At 70.0% G+C, this 21,947-nt stretch carries 20 protein-coding genes; 8 read left to right on the forward strand and 12 right to left on the reverse strand.

All coding sequences use genetic code 11. From position 1 onward, the window contains the following. Positions 1–114 precede the first annotated feature (114 nt). Positions 115–714, forward strand: a complete 600-nt coding sequence (locus tag O4N75_RS00810) for an SOS response-associated peptidase family protein (RefSeq protein ID WP_269627519.1) — start codon at positions 115–117, stop codon at positions 712–714. A 4-nt stretch (positions 715–718) separates the two neighbouring features. Here O4N75_RS00810 and O4N75_RS00815 read toward each other — a convergent pair whose 3' ends face one another. Both O4N75_RS00815 and O4N75_RS00820 read right to left on the reverse strand, forming a co-directional pair. Continuing rightward, positions 719–3,037 (reverse strand): PAS domain-containing sensor histidine kinase, encoded by a 2,319-nt coding sequence (locus O4N75_RS00815; RefSeq protein ID WP_269627520.1) that lies wholly within the window; start codon positions 3,035–3,037, stop codon positions 719–721. 118 nt (positions 3,038–3,155) lie between these two features. Next, positions 3,156–3,935: an SDR family NAD(P)-dependent oxidoreductase gene (locus tag O4N75_RS00820; RefSeq protein WP_267232175.1), complete on the reverse strand. Its 780-nt coding sequence runs from the start codon at positions 3,933–3,935 to the stop codon at positions 3,156–3,158. 57 nt (positions 3,936–3,992) lie between these two features. Here O4N75_RS00820 and O4N75_RS00825 point away from each other — a divergent pair, with 57 nt between their 5' ends. Then, positions 3,993–4,421, forward strand: coding sequence for a YkvA family protein (locus O4N75_RS00825; protein ID WP_269627521.1), 429 nt, complete (start codon positions 3,993–3,995; stop codon positions 4,419–4,421). Here the strand turns inward: O4N75_RS00825 and O4N75_RS00830 are convergent. The 4 genes from O4N75_RS00830 to O4N75_RS00845 all read right to left on the reverse strand — a co-directional run bounded on the left by O4N75_RS00830 (position 4,418) and on the right by O4N75_RS00845 (position 7,928). After that, positions 4,418–5,290, reverse strand: a complete 873-nt coding sequence (locus tag O4N75_RS00830; RefSeq protein WP_269629412.1) for a DMT family transporter — start codon at positions 5,288–5,290, stop codon at positions 4,418–4,420. The genes O4N75_RS00825 and O4N75_RS00830 overlap by 4 nt on opposite strands. Positions 5,291–5,343: 53 nt before the next feature. Further along, complete coding sequence (locus O4N75_RS00835; protein WP_269627522.1) at positions 5,344–6,198, reverse strand: SDR family oxidoreductase; 855 nt, start codon at positions 6,196–6,198, stop codon at positions 5,344–5,346. 93 nt (positions 6,199–6,291) lie between these two features. Then, positions 6,292–7,293, reverse strand: coding sequence for an NADPH:quinone oxidoreductase family protein (locus O4N75_RS00840; protein ID WP_269627523.1), 1,002 nt, complete (start codon positions 7,291–7,293; stop codon positions 6,292–6,294). Positions 7,294–7,397: 104 nt separating this feature from the next. Beyond that, complete coding sequence (locus tag O4N75_RS00845; protein ID WP_269627524.1) at positions 7,398–7,928, reverse strand: hypothetical protein; 531 nt, start codon at positions 7,926–7,928, stop codon at positions 7,398–7,400. A 116-nt stretch (positions 7,929–8,044) separates the two neighbouring features. On the opposite strand from O4N75_RS00845, the gene coaBC reads away from it, so the two are divergent. After that, positions 8,045–9,238 carry a bifunctional phosphopantothenoylcysteine decarboxylase/phosphopantothenate--cysteine ligase CoaBC gene (gene coaBC, locus O4N75_RS00850; protein ID WP_269629413.1) on the forward strand — a complete coding sequence of 398 codons (1,194 nt, stop codon included), beginning with the start codon at positions 8,045–8,047 and terminating at the stop codon, positions 9,236–9,238. 7 nt (positions 9,239–9,245) lie between these two features. Here the strand turns inward: coaBC and O4N75_RS00855 are convergent, their stop codons facing one another. The 3 genes from O4N75_RS00855 to O4N75_RS00865 are packed head-to-tail and all read right to left on the reverse strand — an operon-like array spanning position 9,246 to position 10,867. After that, on the reverse strand, positions 9,246–9,713 hold the full coding sequence (locus tag O4N75_RS00855; protein ID WP_269627525.1) for a hypothetical protein: 468 nt from the start codon (positions 9,711–9,713) through the stop codon (positions 9,246–9,248). Positions 9,714–9,734: 21 nt separating this feature from the next. Next, a complete protein-coding gene (locus tag O4N75_RS00860) occupies positions 9,735–10,112 on the reverse strand; it encodes a c-type cytochrome (RefSeq protein ID WP_269627526.1) in 378 nt (125 codons plus the stop codon). A gap of 14 nt (positions 10,113–10,126) precedes the next feature. Then, positions 10,127–10,867, reverse strand: coding sequence for a GntR family transcriptional regulator (locus tag O4N75_RS00865; RefSeq protein WP_269627527.1), 741 nt, complete (start codon positions 10,865–10,867; stop codon positions 10,127–10,129). Between the two features lie 94 nt (positions 10,868–10,961). Here O4N75_RS00865 and O4N75_RS00870 point away from each other — a divergent pair, with 94 nt between their 5' ends. The 5 genes from O4N75_RS00870 to O4N75_RS00890 all read left to right on the forward strand — a co-directional run bounded on the left by O4N75_RS00870 (position 10,962) and on the right by O4N75_RS00890 (position 17,415). Beyond that, positions 10,962–12,530: an FAD-linked oxidase C-terminal domain-containing protein gene (locus tag O4N75_RS00870; RefSeq protein ID WP_269627528.1), complete on the forward strand. Its 1,569-nt coding sequence runs from the start codon at positions 10,962–10,964 to the stop codon at positions 12,528–12,530. 2 nt (positions 12,531–12,532) lie between these two features. Continuing rightward, complete coding sequence (locus O4N75_RS00875) at positions 12,533–13,756, forward strand: FAD-binding protein (protein ID WP_269627529.1); 1,224 nt, start codon at positions 12,533–12,535, stop codon at positions 13,754–13,756. Next, complete coding sequence (glcF, locus tag O4N75_RS00880; RefSeq protein WP_269627530.1) at positions 13,756–15,051, forward strand: glycolate oxidase subunit GlcF; 1,296 nt, start codon at positions 13,756–13,758, stop codon at positions 15,049–15,051. The genes O4N75_RS00875 and glcF overlap by 1 nt, the downstream gene beginning before the upstream one ends. After that, the gene (locus O4N75_RS00885; RefSeq protein WP_269627531.1) at positions 15,048–15,329 is read left to right on the forward strand and encodes a hypothetical protein; all 282 of its coding nucleotides are present in this window, start codon (positions 15,048–15,050) and stop codon (positions 15,327–15,329) included. The genes glcF and O4N75_RS00885 overlap by 4 nt, the downstream gene beginning before the upstream one ends. A gap of 70 nt (positions 15,330–15,399) precedes the next feature. After that, positions 15,400–17,415, forward strand: coding sequence for a TonB-dependent receptor (locus O4N75_RS00890; protein WP_269627532.1), 2,016 nt, complete (start codon positions 15,400–15,402; stop codon positions 17,413–17,415). A gap of 4 nt (positions 17,416–17,419) precedes the next feature. Here the strand turns inward: O4N75_RS00890 and dut are convergent, their stop codons facing one another. The 3 genes from dut to O4N75_RS00905 all read right to left on the reverse strand — a co-directional run bounded on the left by dut (position 17,420) and on the right by O4N75_RS00905 (position 21,935). Next, the gene (gene dut / locus O4N75_RS00895; RefSeq protein ID WP_269629414.1) at positions 17,420–17,866 is read right to left on the reverse strand and encodes a dUTP diphosphatase; all 447 of its coding nucleotides are present in this window, start codon (positions 17,864–17,866) and stop codon (positions 17,420–17,422) included. Between the two features lie 106 nt (positions 17,867–17,972). Beyond that, a complete protein-coding gene (locus tag O4N75_RS00900) occupies positions 17,973–19,910 on the reverse strand; it encodes a S9 family peptidase (RefSeq protein WP_269627533.1) in 1,938 nt (645 codons plus the stop codon). A 108-nt stretch (positions 19,911–20,018) separates the two neighbouring features. Then, complete coding sequence (locus O4N75_RS00905) at positions 20,019–21,935, reverse strand: prolyl oligopeptidase family serine peptidase (protein WP_269629415.1); 1,917 nt, start codon at positions 21,933–21,935, stop codon at positions 20,019–20,021. Positions 21,936–21,947: the final 12 nt, after the last annotated feature.

The raw sequence follows: 21,947 nt of genomic DNA on the forward strand, positions 1-21,947 counted from the left end.
TCCCGCTCACGATGGATCATCGTGAGTGGGTAAGCAGGGCTCCAAACTCAAAGAATCGACCCTGTCCCGGTTAGCTTGTTTCAAGCCAACCGGGACAGGGTCTAGGTTGGCGGCATGTGCAATGAATTCCAGCGCCACAAGCTGCTCAAGGACGCCATCGAGGAGTTCGATCGCCGTGGCCTGCCGTTGTTCCGATGGAAGGACGGCATGATTCCCAACATGCTGGACGCCCAGCCGGCGATCCGCATCCGTGACAGCGCCTTCGTCGTCGGTGGGACGGGCGAGGGGCTGGAGGGCGCGATGATGACCTGGGCCTGGCCGGGTCCGCGCGGCGCGCCGGTATTCAACTTCCGCTCGGAGGGCCGCGATTTTTCGCGCAGCGACCGGGTGCTGGTGCTCGCCGATGGGTTCATCGAGTACACGGCCCCCGCCGCCCCTGTGAAACTCAAGGACCGCCACCTGTTCACCATGGCCGGCGAGCCCTGGTTCTGGATCGCCGGGATCGTCAAGGAGGGCTGCTTCACCCTGTTGACCACCGCGCCAGGTTCCGACGTCGCGCCCTATCACGACCGCCAGATCGTCACCTTGGCGCCGGACCAGGGCATGGCGTGGCTCAATCTCTCGCAGCCGGAGCAAGCGATCCTTCGGGCCCCGCCGGCGGGCGCCTTCCAGGTCCGCACGCTGCGCAAGGACGGCGTCGTTCAGGCAGCCTGAGGTCTCAGACGCTCACCGGTCCGCGTTCCAACGCCTCGCGGACGGCCATGCCCAACTGCTCGGCGCGGAACGGCTTACGCAGCAGCGGCCAGGTCAGGGCTTCGGCCCCCTCGCCGAGCCGCTCGCCGGCATAGCCGCTGGTCAGCACGATCGGCAGCCGGGCGTCGCGGGCGCGCGCGGCCCGCGCCAATTCGACGCCGCTCATGCCGCCCGGCATGACGATGTCGGAGATCAGCAGGTCGAAGCGCTCGCCCGCCTGTAGACGGCCCAGCGCCGTGGGGCCGTCCGGCGCGCCCTCCACCCGGCAGCCGAAATCGGTCAGCAGGCTCTCGGTCACCGCCCGCACGGCCGCATCGTCCTCGACCAGCAGCACCCGTGCGCCCCGCGCCCATTCGCCCTCGTCGGGCGCGGCAGGGGCGGCATGGCTGCCGGCCTCGGCCGCCGCGGCCGGCAGGTAGAGGGTGACCGTGGAGCCGAAGCCGATGGACGACGAGATCGCCGCGGCCCCGCCGACCTGCTTGATGAAGCCGTAGACCTGGGCCAGCCCAAGCCCGGTGCCCTTGCCCACGTCCTTGGTGGTGAAGAACGGCTCGAAGGCCCGGGCCAGGATTTCCGGGGTCATGCCCGCGCCATTGTCCGAGACGGCCACTGTCACATAGTCGCCAGCCGCGGCCCCCGCGACCTCGCCGTCGGCCAGTCGCCGCTGCTGCAGGGCTATCTCGATATCGCCGCCGTGCAGCGGCGCGGCGTCGGCGGCGTTGACCACCAAGTTGAGCAGGGCGGCCTCGAACTGGGCCGGGTCGAGCCGGCTCCAGCCGACCGGGCCGTGTTGGCGGATGGTCAGGTTCACGTCCTCGCCGATCGCACGGCGCACCAGCGGCTCGATCTCCTCGATCAGCCCGGGCACGTCGACGAGTTCGAGCTTCAGTTCCTGCCGGCGCGAAAACGCCATCAGCTGGCGGACGAGCTGCTCGCCCCGCCGCCCGGCGGCGAGCGCCGCCTCGGCCAGCCGGGTGACCCGCGAGCGATCGTCCGGATGCTGCAGGATCATGTCCAGCCCGCCGATGACCACGGTCAGCAGGTTGTTGAAATCGTGCGCGACGCCGCCAGTCAGCCGCCCGACGGTCTCCAGCCGCTGGGCCTGGGCCAGGGCCGCCTCGGTCTCGGCGCGCTCGGCCAGGCTGCGCTCCAGTTCGCGAGAGCGGACCGCGACCCGCTCCTCCAGTTCCGCGCGGGCCTGCACGACCTCGGTGATGTCGCTGCTGGTGCCGAACCAGCGGGTGACGCGACCATCCTCGCCGCGAACGGCCGAGGCGCGGGCGCCCATCCAGCGCCAAACTCCGTCATGCCGCCGCAACCTGTACTCGACATCGTAGGGCAGGCCGCCGTTCACCGCCTGGACCCAGGCCTGAGCGACGGCGTCGCGATCCTCCGGATGGATCGAGTCCTGCCAGCCGGTGTCGAATTGGCGTTCGGCGGGGATGCCGGTGAACTCGACCCATTGCGGGCTGAGATAGTCGCAATAGCCGTCGCCACGGGTCGACCAGATCAGTTGCGGCAGGCTGTCGAGCAGGGCGCGGACCCGCGCCTCGCCGGTGCGCAAAGCCTGCTCGGACTGGCGCTGGGCGGTCACGTCGCGGAACGTGACCGCCAGTCCCCCGGGCAGCCGCACGCCGCTCGAGGCGATGAACACCGCGCGCCCGCCGACGATGCGACGCACCTCGATGTCGTCGGAGCCACCCGTTTGATAGAGGGCCGCCATGCGCTCGACCATCATCCGCCCGTTGTCGCCAGGCAGGGCCTCCAGGATCCGCCGGCCCTTCAGGCCGCGGCCGTCCGCCAGGGCCATCTTCTCAGCGGCCCGGTTGGAGTAGGTGCAGTAGAAGTCGACGACCTGTCCGTTCTCGCGGGCTGGCTCGACGATGACGAAGCCGTCGCGGGCCTGCTCTTGGAAGATGCGGAAGCGTTCCTCGGCCTCGACGCCGCGCAGGACCGCAGTGCGGATCGCGCGGCCGATCAGCACCGTCGTGGCCGCGGTGACGATGAAGATCGCCGTGAACAGGCCCTGCTGTGCGTCGAGCCACAGGCCCGCCACCAGCAAGGCGCTGACCAGGGTCGCGGCCAGTCCGCCGCGCGCGCCGGCCACCAGGGTGGCGAACAGCACGGCCGGATAGAAGGTCATGTAGTTGGGGGGATCGGCCATCACCGCGCCGCAGGCGACGCGCAACAGGGCCGCGCCGACGACGGCGCCGAGCGCTGCTCCATAAGCGATGACGGGGCGCTCAATCGCGGTGGCGAACCGCTGCGCCCATCGACCCATCATGGCGCTTTCTAAGCCCCCCACGAAGTTCCGGGCGATACGGAACGCCTAAAAGGCCGCGAGGTAAAGCGTCACTGAAAGGTCACGAGGGCCGCCGGGTCGGCGGCCCTCGCCGGGAAGCTTAGCGGGGCGCCATCCGGATGGCGCCGTCGAGACGGACGTCTTCGCCGTTGAAGTAACCGTTGGTGATCATCTCCAGGGCCAGCGAGGCGTAGTCCTCGGCGTTGCCGAGCCGCTTCGGGAACGGCACCGACTGGGCCAGGGCTTCCTTCACCTGCGGCGGAGCGGCGTTCATCAGCGGGGTGTTGAAGATCCCCGGCAAGATGGTGTTGACCCGGATGCCGTCGCCGGACAGGTCGCGGGCGATCGGCAGGGTCATGCCGACCACGCCGCCCTTGGACGCCGAATAGGCCGCCTGGCCCATCTGGCCGTCCTCGGCCGCGACCGAGGCGGTGTTGACGATCGCGCCGCGCTCGCCGTCGATCGGCTCCAGGTCCAGCATGCCCTTCGCCGACTTGGCGATGCAGCGGAAGGTGCCGACCAGGTTGATCTGGATGATCAGGTTGAAGGCGTCGAGCGGGAAGTGCTTGGCCTCGCCGGTCTGCTTGTCGCGGCTGGCGGTCTTGATCGCGTTGCCGGTGCCGGCGCAGTTGACCAGGATGCGCTCCTGGCCGTGAGCGGCGCGGGCCTTGGCGAAGGCCGCGTCGACTTCTTCCTCGGAGGTCACATTGACCTTGCAGAAGACGCCGCCCACTTCCTTGGCCACGGCTTCGCCCTTGGCTTCGTTCATGTCGAAGATGGCGCACTTCACGCCCTGGGCGGCGAGGGCGCGGACGGTGGCCTCGCCGAGGCCGGAGGCGCCGCCGGTGACGACCGCAGCGATGGAGGAATCGAGTTTCATGGACGCTTGGCTCCCGTTCACGTCTAATAGGGTCTCGTTATCCGAGGCTTTAGCCCGATGAGCGCGGACTCAAAAGCGTCACCCCACGTCAACGACGAGGCTTTCGACGCCAAGCAGGCCTTGGACCCGTCGCGGGCGCTGACGCCGGCCGTGGCGCGGGTCAACGAGCGCCGCGTGGCCCGCGGCTTTTGGCCGAAGATCCGGCGGGTGGCGGCCAAGGTTCCGTTCGCCGGCGACGCCCTGTCGGTATGGTTCTGCGCCAAGGATCCGACCACCCCGACCACGGCCAAGGCGATGATGATGGCGGGCCTCGCCTATTTCGTGCTGCCGACCGACGCCATTCCCGACGTGCTGGCGGTGGTCGGGTTCACCGATGACGCGGCGGTGTTCGCCGCCCTGCTGGCCGTTGTCGGCCGCCACCTGAAGCCGAGGCACAAGGCCGAGGCGATGGAGGTGCTGGAGCGCATGAAGCGCCAGGACGACTAGCCGGCGGCCTCGTCTCCGGCGCTGGCCCGGCGTGCGGCCCGGCTGAGCGCGGCCTCGCGCCAGGTGATCAGCAGGGTCGAGGCGACCACCACTCCGGCGCCGGCGATGGTCCAGATGGTCGGGATTTCGTGAAACAGGGTCACCCCGACGATCACCGTGAACACCAGGCGGATGTAGTCGATCGGGGCCATGGCCGCGGCGTCGCCGATGGCCATGCCCTTGATGTAGCAGCCCTGGGTGATGGTCCCGAGCACGCCCATCGCCGCCAGCAGCGCCAGGTCCACAGGCTCAGGCCAGCGCCATGTGAAGATCGCCCCGGGAATGCCCATGACCAGGCCAAGCGTCGCGGCCCAGACCAGCAGCACGGTCGGCGAGTGGTCGCGGGTCATCACCTTCATGCCGGTGATGGTCAGGGCGAACAGGAACGACGAGGCCAGCATCGCCGCGGCCGGCCAGCCGATGGCGAAATCGCCCCCGACCCCGGGCCGCAGCATGATCAGCACGCCGATGAAGCCGATCACCGCCGCGCCGATGCGCAGCGGCCCGACCGTCTCGCGCACCACCAGCGCGGCCAGCGGCACCAGCCAGAGGGTGCGGGTGAACGACAGCGCATTGGCGTCGGCCAGCGGCATCTTCTGGAAGGCGTAGAATGACAAGATCATCCCCAGCGTGCCGGCGGCCGAGCGGAAGATCAGGATGCCCGGCCGCGTGGTGGCGAAGGCCGCCCCGCGCCGCTTGAGGATGATCGGCAGCAGAACGATGAAGCCGGCCAGTTGCCGATAGAAGGTCTGCAGCGCGGCCGGATAGTCGTCGCCCAGATACTTGATCAGGGTGGTCATCGCCGTGAAGCCGACCGCCGAGGCGACCATCCAGAGGGCCCCCTCGACGTTATGGTCGAGCCGCGGCTTGCTGGAGCTCTCGCTCAAGACTGGGCCGGCGGCGTCAGGTCGCCAAGGATGGTGGCGAACGGCGAGACCATGCTGGCGTCCCACGAATGGCGACCGCCGACGGTGATGCCGCCATCGACGACGATGTGGGTGCCGGACACGAAGGCCGCGGCGTCCGAGGCCAGGTAGAGCGCGGCCTGGGCGATGTCGTCGGGCAGACCGGCCTTCGGCACCGGCTGGGCGGCGGCCGCGTTCTCCGCGACGCGGGCGGCCATCTGGTCGGCGACCTCGCGAGGCAGGCCGAAGGAGGCGCCGAAGATCGAGGTGGCGATCAGGCCCGGGCAGATCGCGTTGACGCGGATCTTCTGCGGCGACAGCTGGGCGGCGGCCACGCGGCTCATGTGGATGACGCCGGCCTTGGCGGTCGAATAGGCGATGGGGCCGAAGCCGGCCTGCAGCCCGGCGATCGAGGCGGTGTTGATGATCGATCCGCCGCCGCGCTCCAGCATCAGCGGAACGGCGTGCTTCATACCTAGGGCCGGGCCGCGCACGAGGATGTCGAAGATCCAGCTCCAGCCGTCGGCGGTGATCTCGCCGATCGACGTCATGCGGTCGGAGATGCCGGCGTTGTTGAACAGGATGTCGAGGCCGCCGAATTCGGTCTTGGCCTTCTGCAGCGCGGCCTCGATCTCGGCCTCGCTGGTGACGTCGCAGTGGGCGTAGGCGACCTGGCCGGGGAAGCGCTTCTCCAGCATCGCGCCCTTTTCGTCCTGGATGTCGGCCGCCACGACCTTGGCGCCTTCGGCGACGAACAATTCGACCGCGCCGAGCCCGATCCCCGATGCGCCGCCGGTGATCAGCGCCACCTTGCCGTCCAGACGTCCCGCCATGTTTGCCTCCCGATCTTTTTTATGTGATCGGCGATAACTAGAGCGGGGCAGGGGAAAGTGGAAGCCGTTTCGGCGGCTTCCACTCCAGCTTCGTCAGTCGACGGTGACGACGACCTTGCCCATGGCCTTGCGGCTGCCCAGGTGGGCGATGGCGTCGGCGCCGCGCTCGAGCGGGAAGCGCTCGGAGACGTGCGGCTTGACCTTGCCCTGGGCGTAGAGCTCGAGCAACTCGTCGATGCTCTTGGCGAACAGCGCGGGATTGCGCGCCGCCCAGGTGCCCCAGAACACGCCGACGATCTGGCAGCCCTTCAGCAGCGCCAGGTTCAACGGGATCTTCGGAATGTCGCCGGCCGCGAAGCCGACCACCAGGTAGCGGCCTTCCCAGGCGATCGCGCGCAGGGCCGGCTCGGCGTAGTCGCCGCCGATGGCGTCATAGATCACGTCGAAGCCCTGCTCGCCGCCGGCTTCCTTGAACAGCTGCCCGAGCGCCTTCTGGCCGTCGCGGTCGAACGGGCCGCGACCGTAGACGATCCCGGAGTCGGCGCCGTGCTTGATGGCCAGGTCGACCTTTTCCTGGCTGGAGCAGGCCGCGATGACGCGCGCGCCCATCGCCTTGCCCAGCTCGACGGCCGCCAGGCCGACGCCGCCGGCCGCGCCGAGCACCAACAGGGTTTCACCGGCCTTCAGGTTGGCGCGGTCCTTCAGTGCGTGCCACGAGGTGCCGTAGGTCAGGATGAACGCGGCGGCGATGTCGTGCGGCATGGAGTCGGGGATGTGCCACAGGCGGTTGGCCGGCAGCAGGACTTCCTCGGCCATGCCGCCCGAGCCGGTGTTGGCCAGGATGCGATCGCCGACCTTGACGTTGGTGACGCCTTCGCCGACCGCCTTGACCACGCCCGAAAGCTCGCCGCCGGGCGAGAACGGACGCGGCGGCTTGGCCTGGTACTTGTCCTCGATCATCAGCACGTCGGGGAAGTTCACGCCCACGGCCTTCACCGAGATCACCGCATGGCCGGGCTTGGCCTCCGGCGCGGGAACGTCCTCGTAGACCAGGGTTTCGGGTCCGCCCGTCACCTTGCTGAGCACCGCTTTCATGTCCGTCTCCCGCGTCTGCAATTGCTGGGCGCGGACGCTAGCGCAGGGGGGGAAGCGGCGAAAGAGGCGGTTCGAACATTTGTTTGATTGCCGCCTCCCGGCCGTCAGCTTTCGCCGTTGTCCTCGCTGCGGCGGGTGGCCTGCCGCGCCAGGCGGGATTTCTGCTCGTCCCAATAGGCCGCGCCCTCGTCGGGCTTGAACATGGTGCGCGGTGCGCCGTCCTTGCTGGCGACGGCGAAGACGTTGCCCTTGGGATCGTAGAGGAGGACATCGCCGTTGGCGCGGGTCAGGCGCTGGGTCCCGGCCGGCGGCGTCTCGATAAAGGCGTGGGCCTTGCGCACGAAGTCGTCGAGGTCGCGGGCGCCGAAGGCCTCGCCGTTGCGGTCGAAGGCGCGCTGGGCGTTCTCCTCTGCGGTGCCGCGGCGGCTGGCCGACCAGATGGGGCGGCCGTCGAGCTCGCGCACCGGCGCATTGCGACTCTCGGTCTGCCGAGACGCGGACGGCGCGGCGGCGAACTGACGCGCTTCCGACGCCGGCGGCGCCTCGTCCTTCTGGGCCACCGCGGAGGGCCGCTCGCAGGCGGCGGTCAGGATCAGGGCCAGGCCCAGGCTCAACGCAATCTTGTACTCAGCCATCCGTCGTCTCCCTCTCACGGCCAAGTTGTGGAACAAATTAAGAACGGAAACCGACGTTTGTCCAGCCGCTTCGTATGGCCTATGACCGAGCGACCATTGCGGAGGGGCACGAAGCCTTGTCGGACAAGCGGATTCTCCTGATCGTCGGCGGCGGCATCGCGGCCTATAAGGCGCTGGAACTGACCCGGCTGCTGCGCAAGGCGGGCGTCGGCGTGCGGCCGATCCTGACCAAGGCGGGCGAGCAGTTCGTGACCCCGCTGTCGCTGGCCGCGATCAGCGAGGACAAGGTCTATTCCGAGCTGTTCTCGCTGACCGACGAGGCCGAGATGGGCCATATCGAGCTGTCGCGCTCAGCCGACCTGGTCGTCGTCGCTCCGGCCACCGCCGACCTGATCGCCAAGGCCGTGCACGGCCACGCCAGCGACCTGGCCTCCACCACCCTGCTGGCCACCGACAAGCCGGTGCTGATGGCGCCGGCGATGAACGTGCGCATGTGGGAGCATCCCGCCACTCGCCGCAACGTCGCCCAGCTCAAGGCCGACGGGGTGCTGTTCGTCGGGCCTGACAAAGGGGCGATGGCCTGCGGCGAATACGGCTTCGGCCGGCTGGCCGAGCCGCCGGCGATCTTCGAAGCGATCATGGCCGCCCTGGCCGGTCCCGCAGCGCGGCCGCTGGCGGGCAAGCGGGCGATCGTCACCGCCGGGCCGACCGCCGAGCCCATCGATCCCGTCCGTGTGCTGACGAACCGGTCGACCGGAAAGCAAGGCTTTGCGATCGCACAGGCCTTGGCCGAACTTGGCGCCGAGGTGACTCTGGTCGCCGGTCCGGTCGCCGTGCCGACCCCGGCGGGGGTCAGGCGAGTCGACATCGAGACCGCCCGCGAAATGCTGGCGGCCTGCGAGGCGGCGCTGCCGGCGGACATCGCCGTGTGCGTGGCGGCGGTGTCCGACTGGCGCCCTGAAAGCGCGGCCGGGACCAAGATGAAGAAGGGCGCCGACGGCCCGCCGGCGATCACCTTGGTCGAGAACCCCGACATCCTGGCGACCTTGTCGCAGTCAGCGCGGCGTCCGGCGCTGGTGGTCGGTTTCGCGGCCGAGACCAACGACGTCGAGGCCTACGCCAAGGCCAAGCTGGCCAAGAAGGGCTGCGACTGGATCGTCGCCAACGACGTCAGCATCGCCGGCACCATGGGCGGCGACGACAATGCGGTCTCGATCGTCACCAAGAACGGGGTCGAGCGCTGGGATCGGACGGCCAAGTCGGAAGTCGCCCGCAAGCTGGCCGAACGGATGGCTCAGGCGTTGGGCTGACGCCCGCTCAGGCCCTCGCCTTCTCCAGGGCGCAGAGCAGCAGCACCGCGCGGCGGACCAGGTCGCAGGTCCGCATGTGCAGGACCTCCAGCGCCTTGTCGCCGTCCGCTGCCGGCGGCGCGGCGGACGCGTCGAACTGACCAAGGCCCATGCGGCTGAGGCTGGCGCGGGCCAGGTCCTGCAGCGCCGCCTGCCGGCGATGGGCGAGCGCCCGCACCTCTACGGCGAGGGCCGCGGCCTCGCTGCGCTGAGCGCCGAAATCCAGGCGTTCGAGGGCGTCGAGCCGGACGGCCAGGCTCAGAGGCTGGTCGCAGGCGGCCTCGCCGCCGGCCTGGACGCAGCGCTCCAGGAAGTATTCAAGGAACGACCAGGTTTCCGAGAACGTCCCCAGCGCGTGGTAGTCGGGCGCGCGGCCCCAGGCATGCTGAAGCGCTCCGGCGGGGCGGGCGCCCGTCCGGAGGTCAACCGTATTCATGGGGCACCTGGGGGTTGGCGGCTACTTCAGGGTGGCGAGATAGGCGATGACCGCCGCGCGCTGCTCGGGGTTGGCGACCCCGACCAGCATCTTGGTGCCCGGGACGGTGGCGGCGGGCTTGGCCAGATAGGCGTCGAGATTGGCTGTGGTCCACGTCTGGCCCCAGCCGGTCATGGCCTTGGAGTAGGCGTAGCCCGGCACGGTCCCGGCCTTGCGTCCGATCATGCCCTTCAGCGGCGGGCCGAGCTTGGCCGGGCCGCCGGGGGCGATCGCGTGACAGGTTCCGCACTGCTGCTTGAACACCGTCTCGCCCTGAGCCGGCGCGGCCGCCGCCGAGGAGGCCAGGCCGGCGGCGAGCGCAAGCCCGGCGGCCAGGCGAAGGAGAGTGTGATCGGTCATCGCGGTGATCCTGCTCATCGTGCTGAGGTGCGGCGCTTGGGCCGCGAGCGGTCAACGGCCGGCTCGTCGGTCCGTTGCGTCGCGGCGAAGCTGGAGAACCTCTCCGGCTCGTCATAGGAGACCCTCAGGTGTGCAATCACGGCATCCTCTGGTGAGACGCTGGAGCGGCCCAAAACCACATCCAGCAATCCGCGATGCCGGTTCAGCCGCCACTTGATGGTCTCGCCGCGGTCCTGGGCGGCGTGGGCGAAGAGGACTGTGCACAGAGAGTCCAGGGTGCGCGCGAGGTACGGATTGCCCGACAGCGCCCAGATCTCGCGGTGGAACTCGAAGTCGGTGGTGGCCCCGGCCGGGCGGTCGCCGACCTCCCAGGCCTCCATCTGCTCGACCATGGCGCTGAGCCGCGCGGCCGTGGCCTTGGTCATGTTGGCCTGGCAGAGGCGCAGCGCCTCGGCTTCCAGCACCACGCGGATGCTGTTGATGCGCTGTACGTCCTCGTCGGTCAGGCGGGTGACGAACATGCCACGGCGGGCGTGGTTGGTGACCAGGCCGCTTTCCTGCAGCTGCATCAGCGCCTCGCGGATCGGGATGCGGCTGATGGCGAACTCGCGGGCCAGCTGGCTCTCGTTCAGCCGCGAGCCGGGCGGGTAGCGACCCGACAGGATCGCTTGGCGCAGCAGGCGCAGGATGTGCGACTTCAGCGTGGTCGGCGTGGCGCCATGCGGGTCGCCCAGGGGAACATCGCCGTCCATCATCCACGCTCACTGCCCGGCTGCGGCGCCGGCTTTTCGTATTCAGTATACGAAATGGGCTCACCTAGGGGAAGCAGGCCGCGCTGCGGCGGTGGTCATGGCCGAGCGGCCGCGCTATGTCGAGCCGTCAGTTCGAGCGGGGAGGCCGGGCGGCCATGATGAGAACGGCGTCGCCGCCATGTTGATGCCCGCGCCCGACCAGGGGCTGCTGGACCGCCGCGGCGAGTTCGTGGCGGCGCTGCGCGCCATCGTTCCCGGCGAAGGGGTGATCGACGACGACGCCGGCCTCGCCGCCTATGAGTGCGACGGTCTGACCGCCTACCGCCAGCGGCCGATGATCGTGGTGCTGCCCGAGACCGTCGACCAGGTCAGCCGGGTGCTGGCCTACTGCCACGGCGTGGGCCTGAAGGTCGTGCCGCGCGGGGCCGGGACCTCGCTGTCGGGCGGCTCGCTGCCGCTGGCCGACGGGGTGATCCTGGGCCTCGGAAAGTTCAACCGCATCCTCGACATCGACTACGCCAACCGTTGCGCGGTGGTGCAGCCGGGGGTGACCAACCTGTCGGTGACCCATGCGGTGGCCGGCGAGGGGTTCTATTACGCGCCAGACCCCTCCAGCCAGATCGCCTGCTCGATCGGCGGCAACGTCGCCGAGAACGCCGGCGGCGTGCACTGCCTGAAATACGGCATGACCACCAACAACCTGCTGGGCGTGGAGCTGGTGCTGATCGACGGCACGGTGATGCGGCTGGGCGGCAAGCACTTGGACCCGCAGGGCCTGGACCTGCTGGGCGTGGTCTGCGGCTCGGAAGGGCTGCTGGGGGTGGTGACCGAGGTGACGGTCCGCATCCTGCAGGCGCCGGAGACCCAGCGCGCCCTGCTAATGGGTTTCCAGGACGTCGAAGAGGCCGGGGCCTGCGTCGCCGCGGTGATCGCCGCCGGCATCATTCCGGCGGGCATGGAGATGATGGATCGCCTGGCCATCGCCGCGGCCGAAGCCTTCGTGAAGGTCGGCTATCCGCTCGACGTCGAGGCGTTGTTGATCATCGAGCTGGACGGCCCGCCGGCCGAGGTCGACCACCTGATCGAGGTGGTGCGCGAGATCGGCGAGGGCTGCGGCGCCAGCTATCTGCGGGTCTCGATGAACGAGGACGAGCGCAAGGGCTTCTGGGCTGGGCGCAAGGCGGCGTTCCCGGCGGTGGGCCGGATTTCGCCCGACTACTACTGCATGGACGGCACCATCCCGCGTGGAACCCTGCCATTGGTGTTGCGGCGGATGACCGAGCTGTCGGAGCAGTATGGCCTGCGCATCGCCAACGTCTTCCATGCCGGCGACGGCAATCTGCACCCGCTGATCCTCTACGACGCCGACATTCCGGGCGAGCTGCACCGGGCCGAGGAGCTGGGCGCGGCGATCCTGACCCTGTGCGTCGAGGTCGGCGGGGTGCTGACCGGCGAGCACGGGGTGGGCGTCGAGAAGCGCGACCTGATGGAGGTGCAGTTCGGGCCGGCCGACCTCGACCAGCAGCAGCGGCTGAAGTGCGCCTTCGACGAGGACGGACTGCTGAACCCGGGCAAGGTGTTTCCCAAGCTGTGCCGGTGCGCGGAGCTCGGCCGGGTGCATATCCACGGCGGCAAGGTCCGCTTCCCCGAACTGGATCGGTTCTGAGCGTGGGCGAGAGCTGGACACCCAAGGACACGGACGAGGCGCGCGCCGCGGTCGGCGAGGCGCTGGCCCAAGGGCGCTCCCTGGAGCTGGTCGGGACCGGGACGCGGCGCGGCTTCGGCCGGCCGGTCGAGGCTGACGTAAGCCTGGACCTTTCGGCGTTGCGCGGCGTCGTCACCTATCAACCCGAGGAGCTGATCCTGGCCGCGGGCCCGGCGACGCCGATGAGCGAGATCGCCGCCATGCTGGCCGAGCGGGGCCAATGCCTGGCCTTCGAGCCGCCGGACTTCGGGCCGCTGTGGGGCCTGCCGGCAGGCCAGGGCACGCTGGGCGGGGCGATGATGACCGGGCGCGGGGGGCCAAGGCGGCTGACGGCCGGCGGGCCGCGCGACCACTGCCTGGGGCTGAAGGGCGTCAACGGCTTCGGCGAAGCGTTCGCGGCCGGCGGCCGGGTGGTCAAGAACGTCACCGGCTTCGACGTCGCCAAGCTGGCCACCGGCAGTTTCGGCACGCTCTGCGTGGTCACCGAGCTGACCCTGAAGGTGCTGCCCGCGCCGCCGCAGGCGCAGACCCTGGCGATCCGCGGCCTGACCGACGAGGCGGCGATGGGGGTGATGGCCAAGGCGCTCGGCTGCCCGGCCCAGGTCTCGTCGGCGGCGCACCTGCCGGCCGACGTCGCCGCGCGTTCGCAGGTCGGCGAGCTTTCGGCCGCGCACGGATCGGTGACCCTGCTGCGGGTCGAGGGGGTCGGCCCGTCGGTGACGGCGCGGATCGCGCACCTGGCCGAAGTTCTCTCCAGCGAGACTCGGCAGGCGGTGCTGGACCGCGAGGCCTCGCAGCTGGCCTGGAAGGAGATCGCCGATGCGGCCTTGTCCGCCGGCGGCGAGGGCCAGGTCTGGAAGCTGTCGGTTCCGCCGATGCTCGGTGCGGCGATCGGGCGGCGTCTGGCCGATGAGCTGGCCGGACGCTGCTTCTACGACTGGGGCGGCGGGGCGGTATGGCTGGAGCTTCCGGCCGCGCCCGATGCTCACGCCGAGCGGGTGCGGGCGGTGCTGGCGCAGGTCGCCGGCGGCGACGGCCATGCGACCCTGATGCGGGCCGACGCCGCGGTGCGGGCGCAGGTCGCGCCGTTCCAGCCGCTGGCCGCGGGCGTGGCCGCGCTGACCGAGCGGGTGCGGGCCCAGTTCGATCCGCAGCGTATCTTCAATCCCGGCCGGATGTACGCCTGATGCAGACCAGCTTCTCGCCCGCCCAACTAGCTGATCCGGATACGGCGTCGTCGGAAAAGATTATCCGCACGTGCGTGCACTGCGGGTTCTGCACCGCGACCTGTCCGACCTTCCTGCTGCTGGGCGACGAACTCGACAGTCCGCGCGGTCGGATCTACCTGATGAAGGAGATGCTCGAGAAGGGCGGGCCGCCCTCGGCTCGGACCGTCAAGCATGTCGACCGCTGCCTCTCCTGCCTGTCCTGCATGACCACCTGCCCGTCGGGCGTGAACTATATGCACCTGGTCGATCACGCCCGGGCCTATATCGAAGAGCATCATGTTCGTCCGTGGCCGGAGCGTTTCCTGCGCGCGATGCTGGCGCGGGTGCTGCCGGACCGCGCGCTGTTCCGCTGGGCGCTGCGGCTGGCGCAGGTCGGGCGGCCGCTCGCGGGCCTGCTGCCGGGACGGCTGAAGGGCATGGCGGCCATGGCGCCTGTGCGGCTGCCGCCGCCCGATCCTGCTGAAAAGGCGCAGGTTTTCAAAGCCGTCGGCGAGCGCCGGGCGCGGGTGGCGCTGCTGGCCGGTTGCGCCCAACCGGTGCTGGCGCCGGAGATCAACGCCGCCGCGATCCGGCTGCTGAACCGCCTGGGCGTCGAAGTGGTCACGGCGCCCGGATCCGGCTGCTGCGGAGCGTTGCCGCACCATCTGGGCAAGGCCGATCGCTCGCACCTGCTGGCCCAGGCCAACATCGCCGCCTGGATGCGCGAAATCGACGGCGAGGGGCTCGACGCGATCATCGTCACGGCCTCCGGATGCGGGACTACCGTGAAGGATTACGGCTTCGTCTTCCGGGAATCTGCCGAATGGGCGGAGTCGGCGGCCAAGGTCTCGGCCCTGGCCAAGGACATTACCGAGGTGCTTCAAGGACTTGGTCCGCTGCCGCAGGTCGGGATCCCGCCGTTGCGGGTCGCCTACCACTCGGCCTGCTCGCTGCAGCACGGCCAGCAAATCGGCAATGTTCCCAAGGCCTTGCTGCAAGCGGCAGGTTTGACGATCGTCGAGCCGATCGAGCCGCACATCTGCTGCGGCTCAGCGGGCACCTACAATCTGCTGCAGCCGGAGCTGGCCGGGCGCTTACGCGAGCGCAAGGTCGCCAATCTCGAGGCGACCAAGCCCGACGTGATCGCCGCCGGCAACATCGGCTGTCTAACCCAGATCGCCGGCGGCTCGGGCGTGCCGGTGGTGCACACGGTCGAGCTGCTCGACTGGGCGGCCGGAGGACCGGCGCCCGCGGCGCTGGCGGGGCGGGCGTGAGGCTGCTGGCTCTGGCCATCCTGCTGGCCGCGGGCGCGGCGTCCGCCCAGACCATGGATGGGTTGCCGGCCGGCCCCGGCCGCAGCGACACGGTGCGGATCTGCACCGGCTGCCACGAAGCCGGGGTCATCGTCCATCGGACCCAGAAGACGGCCGCCTGGGCCGACATCGTCCAGGCGATGGTCGAGAAGGGCGCCGAGGCCTCGAGCGCCGAACAGGCGGCGATCATCGCCTACCTCCAGAAAGCGTTACCGCCGAAGGGCGATTTGGCGCCCTAAACCGCCGCCCGCGCCGTTTACACGCGCCGTACCCGGCACTAGACCCGTCGCACGACCAGGGGAGGTGCGCGTGGGAGTACTGTCGATCGCCTTGATGGCCGCGGCGTTGACGCAGGACGCCGGCGCCGCGTCCGCGGCGGGCGCTGACCAGGCGGTCACCAGCTACGACGCCGGCTTCTTCTCCGCCGCGCGGCCCGGCGACGCCAAGGCGATGATCGACCGCATCCCCGGCTTCGCCTTCGACGGCGGCGGCAGCGTGCGCGGGCTGTCGGGCGCGGCGGGCAATGTGCTGATCGACGGCCGCCGGCCCTCGTCCAAGAGCGACTCGCTGAGCGACGTGCTGGCCCGGATTCCGGCCGACCAGGTGGTCCGCATCGACGTGATCCGCGGCGGCGCGCCCGGGATCGACATGCAGCGCAAGCCGGTGGTGGCCAACGTCATCCGCGATCCGCGCGGCGGGGTCAGCGGCTCGGTCACGCTCAGCGATCAGCTGACCTTGGGCGATGCGCGAAACGAGACCGAGATCGCCGCCGACTTGGCCGCCCGGCTGGGCGCCCATGTGTTCGAGGCCGCGGCCAGCTACGAGCGCGGCGACAGCCACGATCGCCGCCGCACGCACCGGGTGCGCACGGCCGGCCACGGGCGGCTGCTGATCGACTCGCAGATCGACAGCGACAAGCCGGGCGAGGAGGTGGTCGGCTCGGCCGCCTACGAGACCGCCCTGCCGGTCGGCGACGTGCGGCTGAATATCCGCGGCTATCGCGAGATCAGCGACGTGACCGAGCGCGACAGGTTCGATGTTCCCGCCGGGGCCGGCCTGCTGAGCGAGGCCTATCGCGGCGCCGGCGGCGAGTTCGGCGGCCGCTATGTCGCGCCGCTCGGCGACGGCGTCGAGCTGGAGGCCATGGCCCTGCGGTCCTGGCGAACCAATGAGACGCGGGCGACCTCGACCAATGGCCCCCGGACGGTCGGCTATCGCCGCTTCGACGAATCCGGGGAGAGCGTCGGGCGCGCGGTGCTGCGCTTCCACGGCTGGGACGCGCTGTCGCTGGAGACCGGGCTGGAGGCGGCGTTCAACTGGCTGGAGGGCGACAGCGCCCTGATGGTCGGCGGCGTGCTGGCTCCGGCGCCCGGATCGCAGGCCCGGGTCGAGGAGCGCCGCGGCGAAGGCTTCGCCACCGGGGTCTGGCAGCCGTCGCCGGTGCTGGCGCTGGAGGCCGGCCTGCGGTTTGAAGCCTCGGTGCTCGATCCCGGCCATGGCGAGGCGCAGGGCCTGGAGTTCGCCAAACCGTCGGCGGCCCTGACCTGGACGCCCAGCGCCCAACGTTTGATCCGTGTGCGGATCGAGCGCGAGGTTGGGCAGCTGAACTTCAATGATCTCCTCGCTTCGGTGAACATGTACACCGGCGTGGTGACGGCCGGGGCGGGCCTGCTGGCGCCGACCCAGACCCTGCGCGCCGAGATCGCCTTCGAGCAGCAGTTCGCCGGCCGTGGGGCGCTGGGCGCGATCCTGCGCCAGGAGCAGGTGGAGGACGTGATCGGCCTGGCGCCGGTGGCCGGTCCCAACGGCCTGTTCGACGCGCGCAGCAATGTCGGCTCGGGTTTGCGTCAGATCCTAGAGGTCAACTCGACCGTACCGCTGGACGCCGGCGGCGTGCCCGGCGGCCTGTTGAAGGCCGGGCTGAAGGCCGTGCGCTCGGAAGTCGTCGATGCGGCGACCGGCGAGCTGCGCAGCTATTCGAACCAGTCGGGGCTGGAGTGGAACGCAGCGTTCACCCAGGACTTGCCGGCGTGGAACGCCACCTGGGGCGTCAACCTGTCGGGCTATACCGACAAGATCGCCTATCGGTTCGACGGCACGGCGGTCAGCGGCGCCGAGCCTTGGGCCTCGGCCTTCGTCGACTATTCGCCGCGCGCCGACGTGACCCTGCGGCTGGAGGTCAACAACCTGACGGCTCGCAGCGCCTGGAGCGAGCGCGACGTGCACGCGGGCCTGCGGCACGTGGCCGATCTCGTCTACGCCGAGCGGCGCGACGAGGAGAGCTATCGCAACGTGCGGCTCAGCGTCCGCAAGGCCTTCAACTAGAGGCTTAGACGCCGGTCGAGCCGTGGCCGCCGGCGCCGCGGACGGTGTCGTCGAGCTCGTCGGCCTCGACCAGAGTCCACTGCGGGGCCGCCGCGATGATGCCCTGGGCGATGCGGTCGCCGCGGCGGACATGGAAGGCCTCGGCCCCGAGGTTGATCAGGCAGACCAGGATTTCGCCGCGGTAGTCGCAGTCGACGGTGCCGGGAGCGTTGACGATGGAGACGCCGTTCTTGGCGGCCAGGCCCGAGCGCGGACGGATCTGCATCTCGTAGCCGATCGGCAGGGCGACGGCGAAGCCGGTCGGGATCAGGGCGCGGGCGTTCGGCTCGATGGTCACCGTCTCGCCCTTGGGCACGGCGGCGCGGAAGTCGAAGCCGGCGGCGCCAGCGGTGGCGTAGGCCGGCAGGGGCAGGTCGTGGTTGCCGTCCCAGCGCTTGAAGGTCGCCGTCATGGGCGTCAGGCCGCGGGGTTCAGTCATGGCTCTCGCCCTCCGATGATGCGTGGGGGCGGAATGCCAGAGCCGGGCCCCCGCCTCAAGGGCGAGGGCCGGCATCGGGTCAGTTGGTCGCCGGCAGATGCTTGGCGAGGAAGGTGTCCAGGGCCTGCAGCATCTGGGTGCGGGTGGCCGAGCGGGTCATGTAGTGGTTCTCGCCGGCCAGGACGACGTAGTCGACCGGCTTGCCGGCGGCCTTGAGGGCATTGGCCATCACCTGTGACTGCTGGGGAGCGACGACGGTGTCCTGGTCGCCGTGGACCAGCAGGATCGGGGCCGTGGCCTTGGTGACCAGCTGCGCCGGCGACGTGGCGTTGAGCTTGCCCTTTTCGGCGGCGCCCAGCATCGCCCGCAATTCGCCGACCTTGGCGGAGTCGTCGCCTGAGGTCCGCCACTGCTGTTCGAGCATCAGGCCGAGATCGGAAATCCCGGAGACCGATGCGGCGCATTTGTAGGCTTCGGGATGCATGGTCGCACCGGCCAAGGCCGCATAGCCGCCGAAGCTGGCGCCGACGATGCAAACCCGGCCAGCGTCGGCCTTGTCGGCGACGGCGGCGATCCCGTCGAGCAGGTCGGTTTGCATCTTGCCGCCCCACTCGCCGGCCCCGGCCTGCTCGAAGGCGTCGCCGAAGCCCCAGGAGCCGCGGAACTGCGGCTGCAGCACCGCATAGCCGCGGGTGGCGAGGAATTGGGCCATGTAGTCGAACTCATAGCCGTCACGCGAGGTCGGGCCGCCGTGCGGCAGAACGATCAGCGGCGGCTTGGCGTCGGCCGTCAGTCCCGGCGGCAAGGTCAGGTAGGCCGGAATCTCCAGGCCGTCGCGGGCCTTGTAAGTGATCCAGCTGGTCTGCCCGAAGGCGGCGTCCTTCAGTTCAGGATACTCCTCGCCCAGGGGCGAGAGCTCCTTGCGGGTCTTGTCGAACAGGTACCAGACGCCCGGCGACGACGGCGAGGCGACCCGGACGATGAAGCGCGTGCGGTCGGTCGACCACTCCCAGAGCGTGACCTCCTTGCCCTTGAAGGCTTTGGACAGCGCTGCGTGCGTCGCCCCCAGTTCGGCGTCGAGCCAGTTGTAGAGCGGCCGTTCGGTCCCGCCGACGATGGCGACCGGAGCGATGCGGTGGGGATCCCAGATCATATTGGGTGAGACCCCGTTCAGCGGCTGCCCGACCGGCTGGTCGGGGCCCCCGGCCAATGGCTTGCGGACGATGCGGTCGCCAATGGCGAGGTAGATCGCGTCTTCGGGCGCCGAATAGCCCAGGTACTGACGACGGCTTTCGTAGTTGGGGCCTTGCCAGATCTGGGTCCAGGCGCGGGCGCCGGAGCGGGCGTAGATTTCGAACTTGTGGGTCAGCTCGTCGACGTCGAGGCGGACCTTCGCTTCACCGGCGGCGTTGAGCGCCCAGCTCACCGTGTCGGAATCGCCCCGCTCGACGCGCACGCCCTTGCCGGTGGCGGGATCGACCTTCATCAGCGCCACGCCCCAGCCGTCCGTGCCCTTGCGCTTGATGCGGGTGTCCATGCCGCTGTTGGCCTCGATGGGGGCCAGGGCGAGGACAAAGGCGTTGGCCGGCGGGCCGGCGACGACGCCGAGCACGGGCTGCTGCAGCCCGTACTGCGCGAAGGCGTCGCCCTCGAGCAGACGCGAGACGGCCTGGCCCTGGGTGTTGATCGAGACGTTGCGTTCGAACCGGTAGGCCAGCCGCGGTCCGTCGGACTTCCAGTAGGCCATGCGCGCCAGCACGTGGTCGTTGCCGGCCCAGCGCAGGCTGATCGCCTCGGCCTCGCCGAGCGACAGCACCGGCATGTTCGGATCGTCGATGGTCGCGATCGAGACGAAGCGCTGCTCGGACGTGCCGCCCAGCAGGGCCACGCGGCGCCCGTCGGGCGAGATGGCGGTGTCGGCGACGGCCGGGACGCGGCCAAAAGCCGAGGCGGGCGGAGGCGCGGCGTGAGCCGCCCCGGCGATGGCCGCGAGCGCGACCGCCGAAATGAAACGCATGGCTGAGCTATTCCCTGGATGCGGCCGAGCCGAAGTCCCCCGAGGCGGGTCTATAAGGATACGGCGCAGTCTTGCAACCAGACGGGGCGCCGCACCCGACAATTCGCGTCAACTGGCCGGGTAGCTTTGGGCCAGGAAGGTCTCGAGGGCCTCCAGCATCTGCACGCGATTGGTCCCGCGCGAGAAGTAGTGGGCCTCGTCCTTCATGACGATGTGTTCGACCGGCTTCCCGGCCGACTTGAGGGCGTCGGCCATCACCTTGGACTGCTCGGGGTCGACCTCAGTGTCCTGGTCGCCATGGATCAGCAGCACCGGGCCGCCGACCTTGCCGGCGAAGCGGGCCGGCGAGGCGCCGCTGAGCTTGGTCTTGCCCGTGCCGCCCATCCGTTCGCGCAGCCGCTCCAGCGCCAGCGACTCGTAGTCGTAGAACCAGCGGCGCTTGGACATCATCAGGCCGAGATCGGAGAGCCCGCCCATCGAGGCCGCGCAGCGCCAGGCGTCCGGCTGCAGGGCGATGGCGGTCAGGGCCGTGTAGCCGCCGAAGTCATGGCCGACGATGCACGGGCGGCGGGCGTCGACCTCGCCGGCGACCGCGGCGACGGCGTCCAACAGGTCGGTCTGCATCTTCCCGCCCCACTCGCCGAAGCCGGCCTCGTAGAAGTCGTCGCCGAAGCCCCAGAGACCGCGGTGGTAGGGCTGCAGCACAGCGTAGCCGCGGCTGGCGAGGAACTGGACCATGTAGTCGAAGCTGGCGCGCGTTTCGACGCCCGGGCCTTCGCCGGCCATCACGACCAGGGGCGGCCGCGATCCCGGCCCCGCCCCCGGCGGCAGGGTGAGATAGGCCTGGATGTCCTTGCCGTCGCGGGCCTTGAAGGACAGCCAGCGGCCCTGGGCGATGGGCGCCCCCTTGAGCTCGGGATAGTCCTCGCCGAGCAGCGAGACTTCCTTGCGGTTGCGGTCATAGAGATAGACGGCGTCCGGCGCGGTGCGCGACTCGACGTTGAAGATCACGCGGTTGCGGTCGTCCGACCAGTCGAGCAGCGAGACTTCCTTGTCCTTGAATATCTTGCCGAGCGACGCGTGGATGGCGCCGACCTCGGGATCGAGCCACTTATAGGTCGTCGTCGCCCCCCAGGTCACGATCGCCAGGGGCGCGGCCGTGCCGATGTCCCACAGCATGTCGGGCGAGGTGTCAGGCGAGGGGCGGTCGACCACCTCGGTCGCCCCGTCGCTGGTGCGCTTGCGGACGATCTCGCCGGTCTCGAGGAACAGGTAGACAGCATCTTCCGGCCCCGAATAGCCGAGGTAGCGTTCGCGGCCGCCGAGCTTGGTCGACCAGAAGCGAGTCCAGAGCGCCGCGCCCTGGCCCGGACGCGACAGGTGGATCGCCTCGACGCTGGTGATGCGATTGGAGTCGTAGTCGTGGCGGACGCGCGCCGAGCCTGCGGCGTCGACGCTGAAGTGCCGGGTGGTGGCGTCGCCTTTGGCGATGGTCTCGCCGAGCCCGGTGGCAGGATCCACCCGCCAGAGCGCCATAACGGTGCCCTCGTTGCCGCCGTTGGCGCCGCCGCGCAGGACGATCTTGCCTGCGCCGTCCTGAGGCGCGGCCATGATCGGCTGGTTGTAGAAGTGCTGCGAGTAGGTCTCGTTTTCCAGCAGTCGCGTGGCGATCTTGCCGTCGGGCGTGATGGAGATGTGTCGCTCGAAGCGGTGCATTTCCTTGGGCCGGGGCGAGAACCAGAAGGCGGTGCGCAGCAGCAGGTGGTCGTTGCCCGACCAGGCGAGGCTCAGGCCTTCGCCCGCACCCAGCGGAACCACGGGCACGTTCGGCTCGTCGATGGTGGCGATGGAAACGAAGCGCTTGTCGTCCTGGCCGCTGAGGATGCCCACGCGACGGCCGTCAGGCGAGATCGCGGCGGCGGCGACGCCCGGAAATCGCCCATAGGCGGACGCGGGGGGCGGCGCGGCGTGAGCCGACGCGGCCAAACCAAGGACGCCCGCCGTTGCGGCGGCCGCCAGAACCATACGCTGCAAAAC

It is taken from the genome of Phenylobacterium sp. NIBR 498073, from assembly GCF_027286305.1.
Classification (GTDB): domain Bacteria; phylum Pseudomonadota; class Alphaproteobacteria; order Caulobacterales; family Caulobacteraceae; genus Phenylobacterium.

Bases quoted from the DNA above. Each gene is read 5' to 3' on its own strand.
- O4N75_RS00860 (WP_269627526.1), bottom strand. From the start codon at position 10,112: ATGACCGATCACACTCTCCTTCGCCTGGCCGCCGGGCTTGCGCTCGCC.
- O4N75_RS00830 (WP_269629412.1), bottom strand. From the start codon at position 5,290: ATGGTCGCCTCGGCGGTCGGCTTCACGGCGATGACCACCCTGATCAAG.
- O4N75_RS00840 (WP_269627523.1), bottom strand. From the start codon at position 7,293: ATGAAAGCGGTGCTCAGCAAGGTGACGGGCGGACCCGAAACCCTGGTC.
- O4N75_RS00810 (WP_269627519.1), top strand. From the start codon at position 115: ATGTGCAATGAATTCCAGCGCCACAAGCTGCTCAAGGACGCCATCGAG.
- O4N75_RS00870 (WP_269627528.1), top strand. From the start codon at position 10,962: ATGGCCGAGCGGCCGCGCTATGTCGAGCCGTCAGTTCGAGCGGGGAGG.
- O4N75_RS00900 (WP_269627533.1), bottom strand. From the start codon at position 19,910: ATGCGTTTCATTTCGGCGGTCGCGCTCGCGGCCATCGCCGGGGCGGCT.
- O4N75_RS00865 (WP_269627527.1), bottom strand. From the start codon at position 10,867: ATGATGGACGGCGATGTTCCCCTGGGCGACCCGCATGGCGCCACGCCG.
- O4N75_RS00855 (WP_269627525.1), bottom strand. From the start codon at position 9,713: ATGAATACGGTTGACCTCCGGACGGGCGCCCGCCCCGCCGGAGCGCTT.
- glcF (WP_269627530.1), top strand. From the start codon at position 13,756: ATGCAGACCAGCTTCTCGCCCGCCCAACTAGCTGATCCGGATACGGCG.
- O4N75_RS00835 (WP_269627522.1), bottom strand. From the start codon at position 6,198: ATGGCGGGACGTCTGGACGGCAAGGTGGCGCTGATCACCGGCGGCGCA.
- dut (WP_269629414.1), bottom strand. From the start codon at position 17,866: ATGACGGCGACCTTCAAGCGCTGGGACGGCAACCACGACCTGCCCCTG.
- O4N75_RS00905 (WP_269629415.1), bottom strand. From the start codon at position 21,935: ATGGTTCTGGCGGCCGCCGCAACGGCGGGCGTCCTTGGTTTGGCCGCG.
- O4N75_RS00845 (WP_269627524.1), bottom strand. From the start codon at position 7,928: ATGGCTGAGTACAAGATTGCGTTGAGCCTGGGCCTGGCCCTGATCCTG.
- O4N75_RS00815 (WP_269627520.1), bottom strand. From the start codon at position 3,037: ATGATGGGTCGATGGGCGCAGCGGTTCGCCACCGCGATTGAGCGCCCC.
- O4N75_RS00820 (WP_267232175.1), bottom strand. From the start codon at position 3,935: ATGAAACTCGATTCCTCCATCGCTGCGGTCGTCACCGGCGGCGCCTCC.
- O4N75_RS00825 (WP_269627521.1), top strand. From the start codon at position 3,993: ATGAGCGCGGACTCAAAAGCGTCACCCCACGTCAACGACGAGGCTTTC.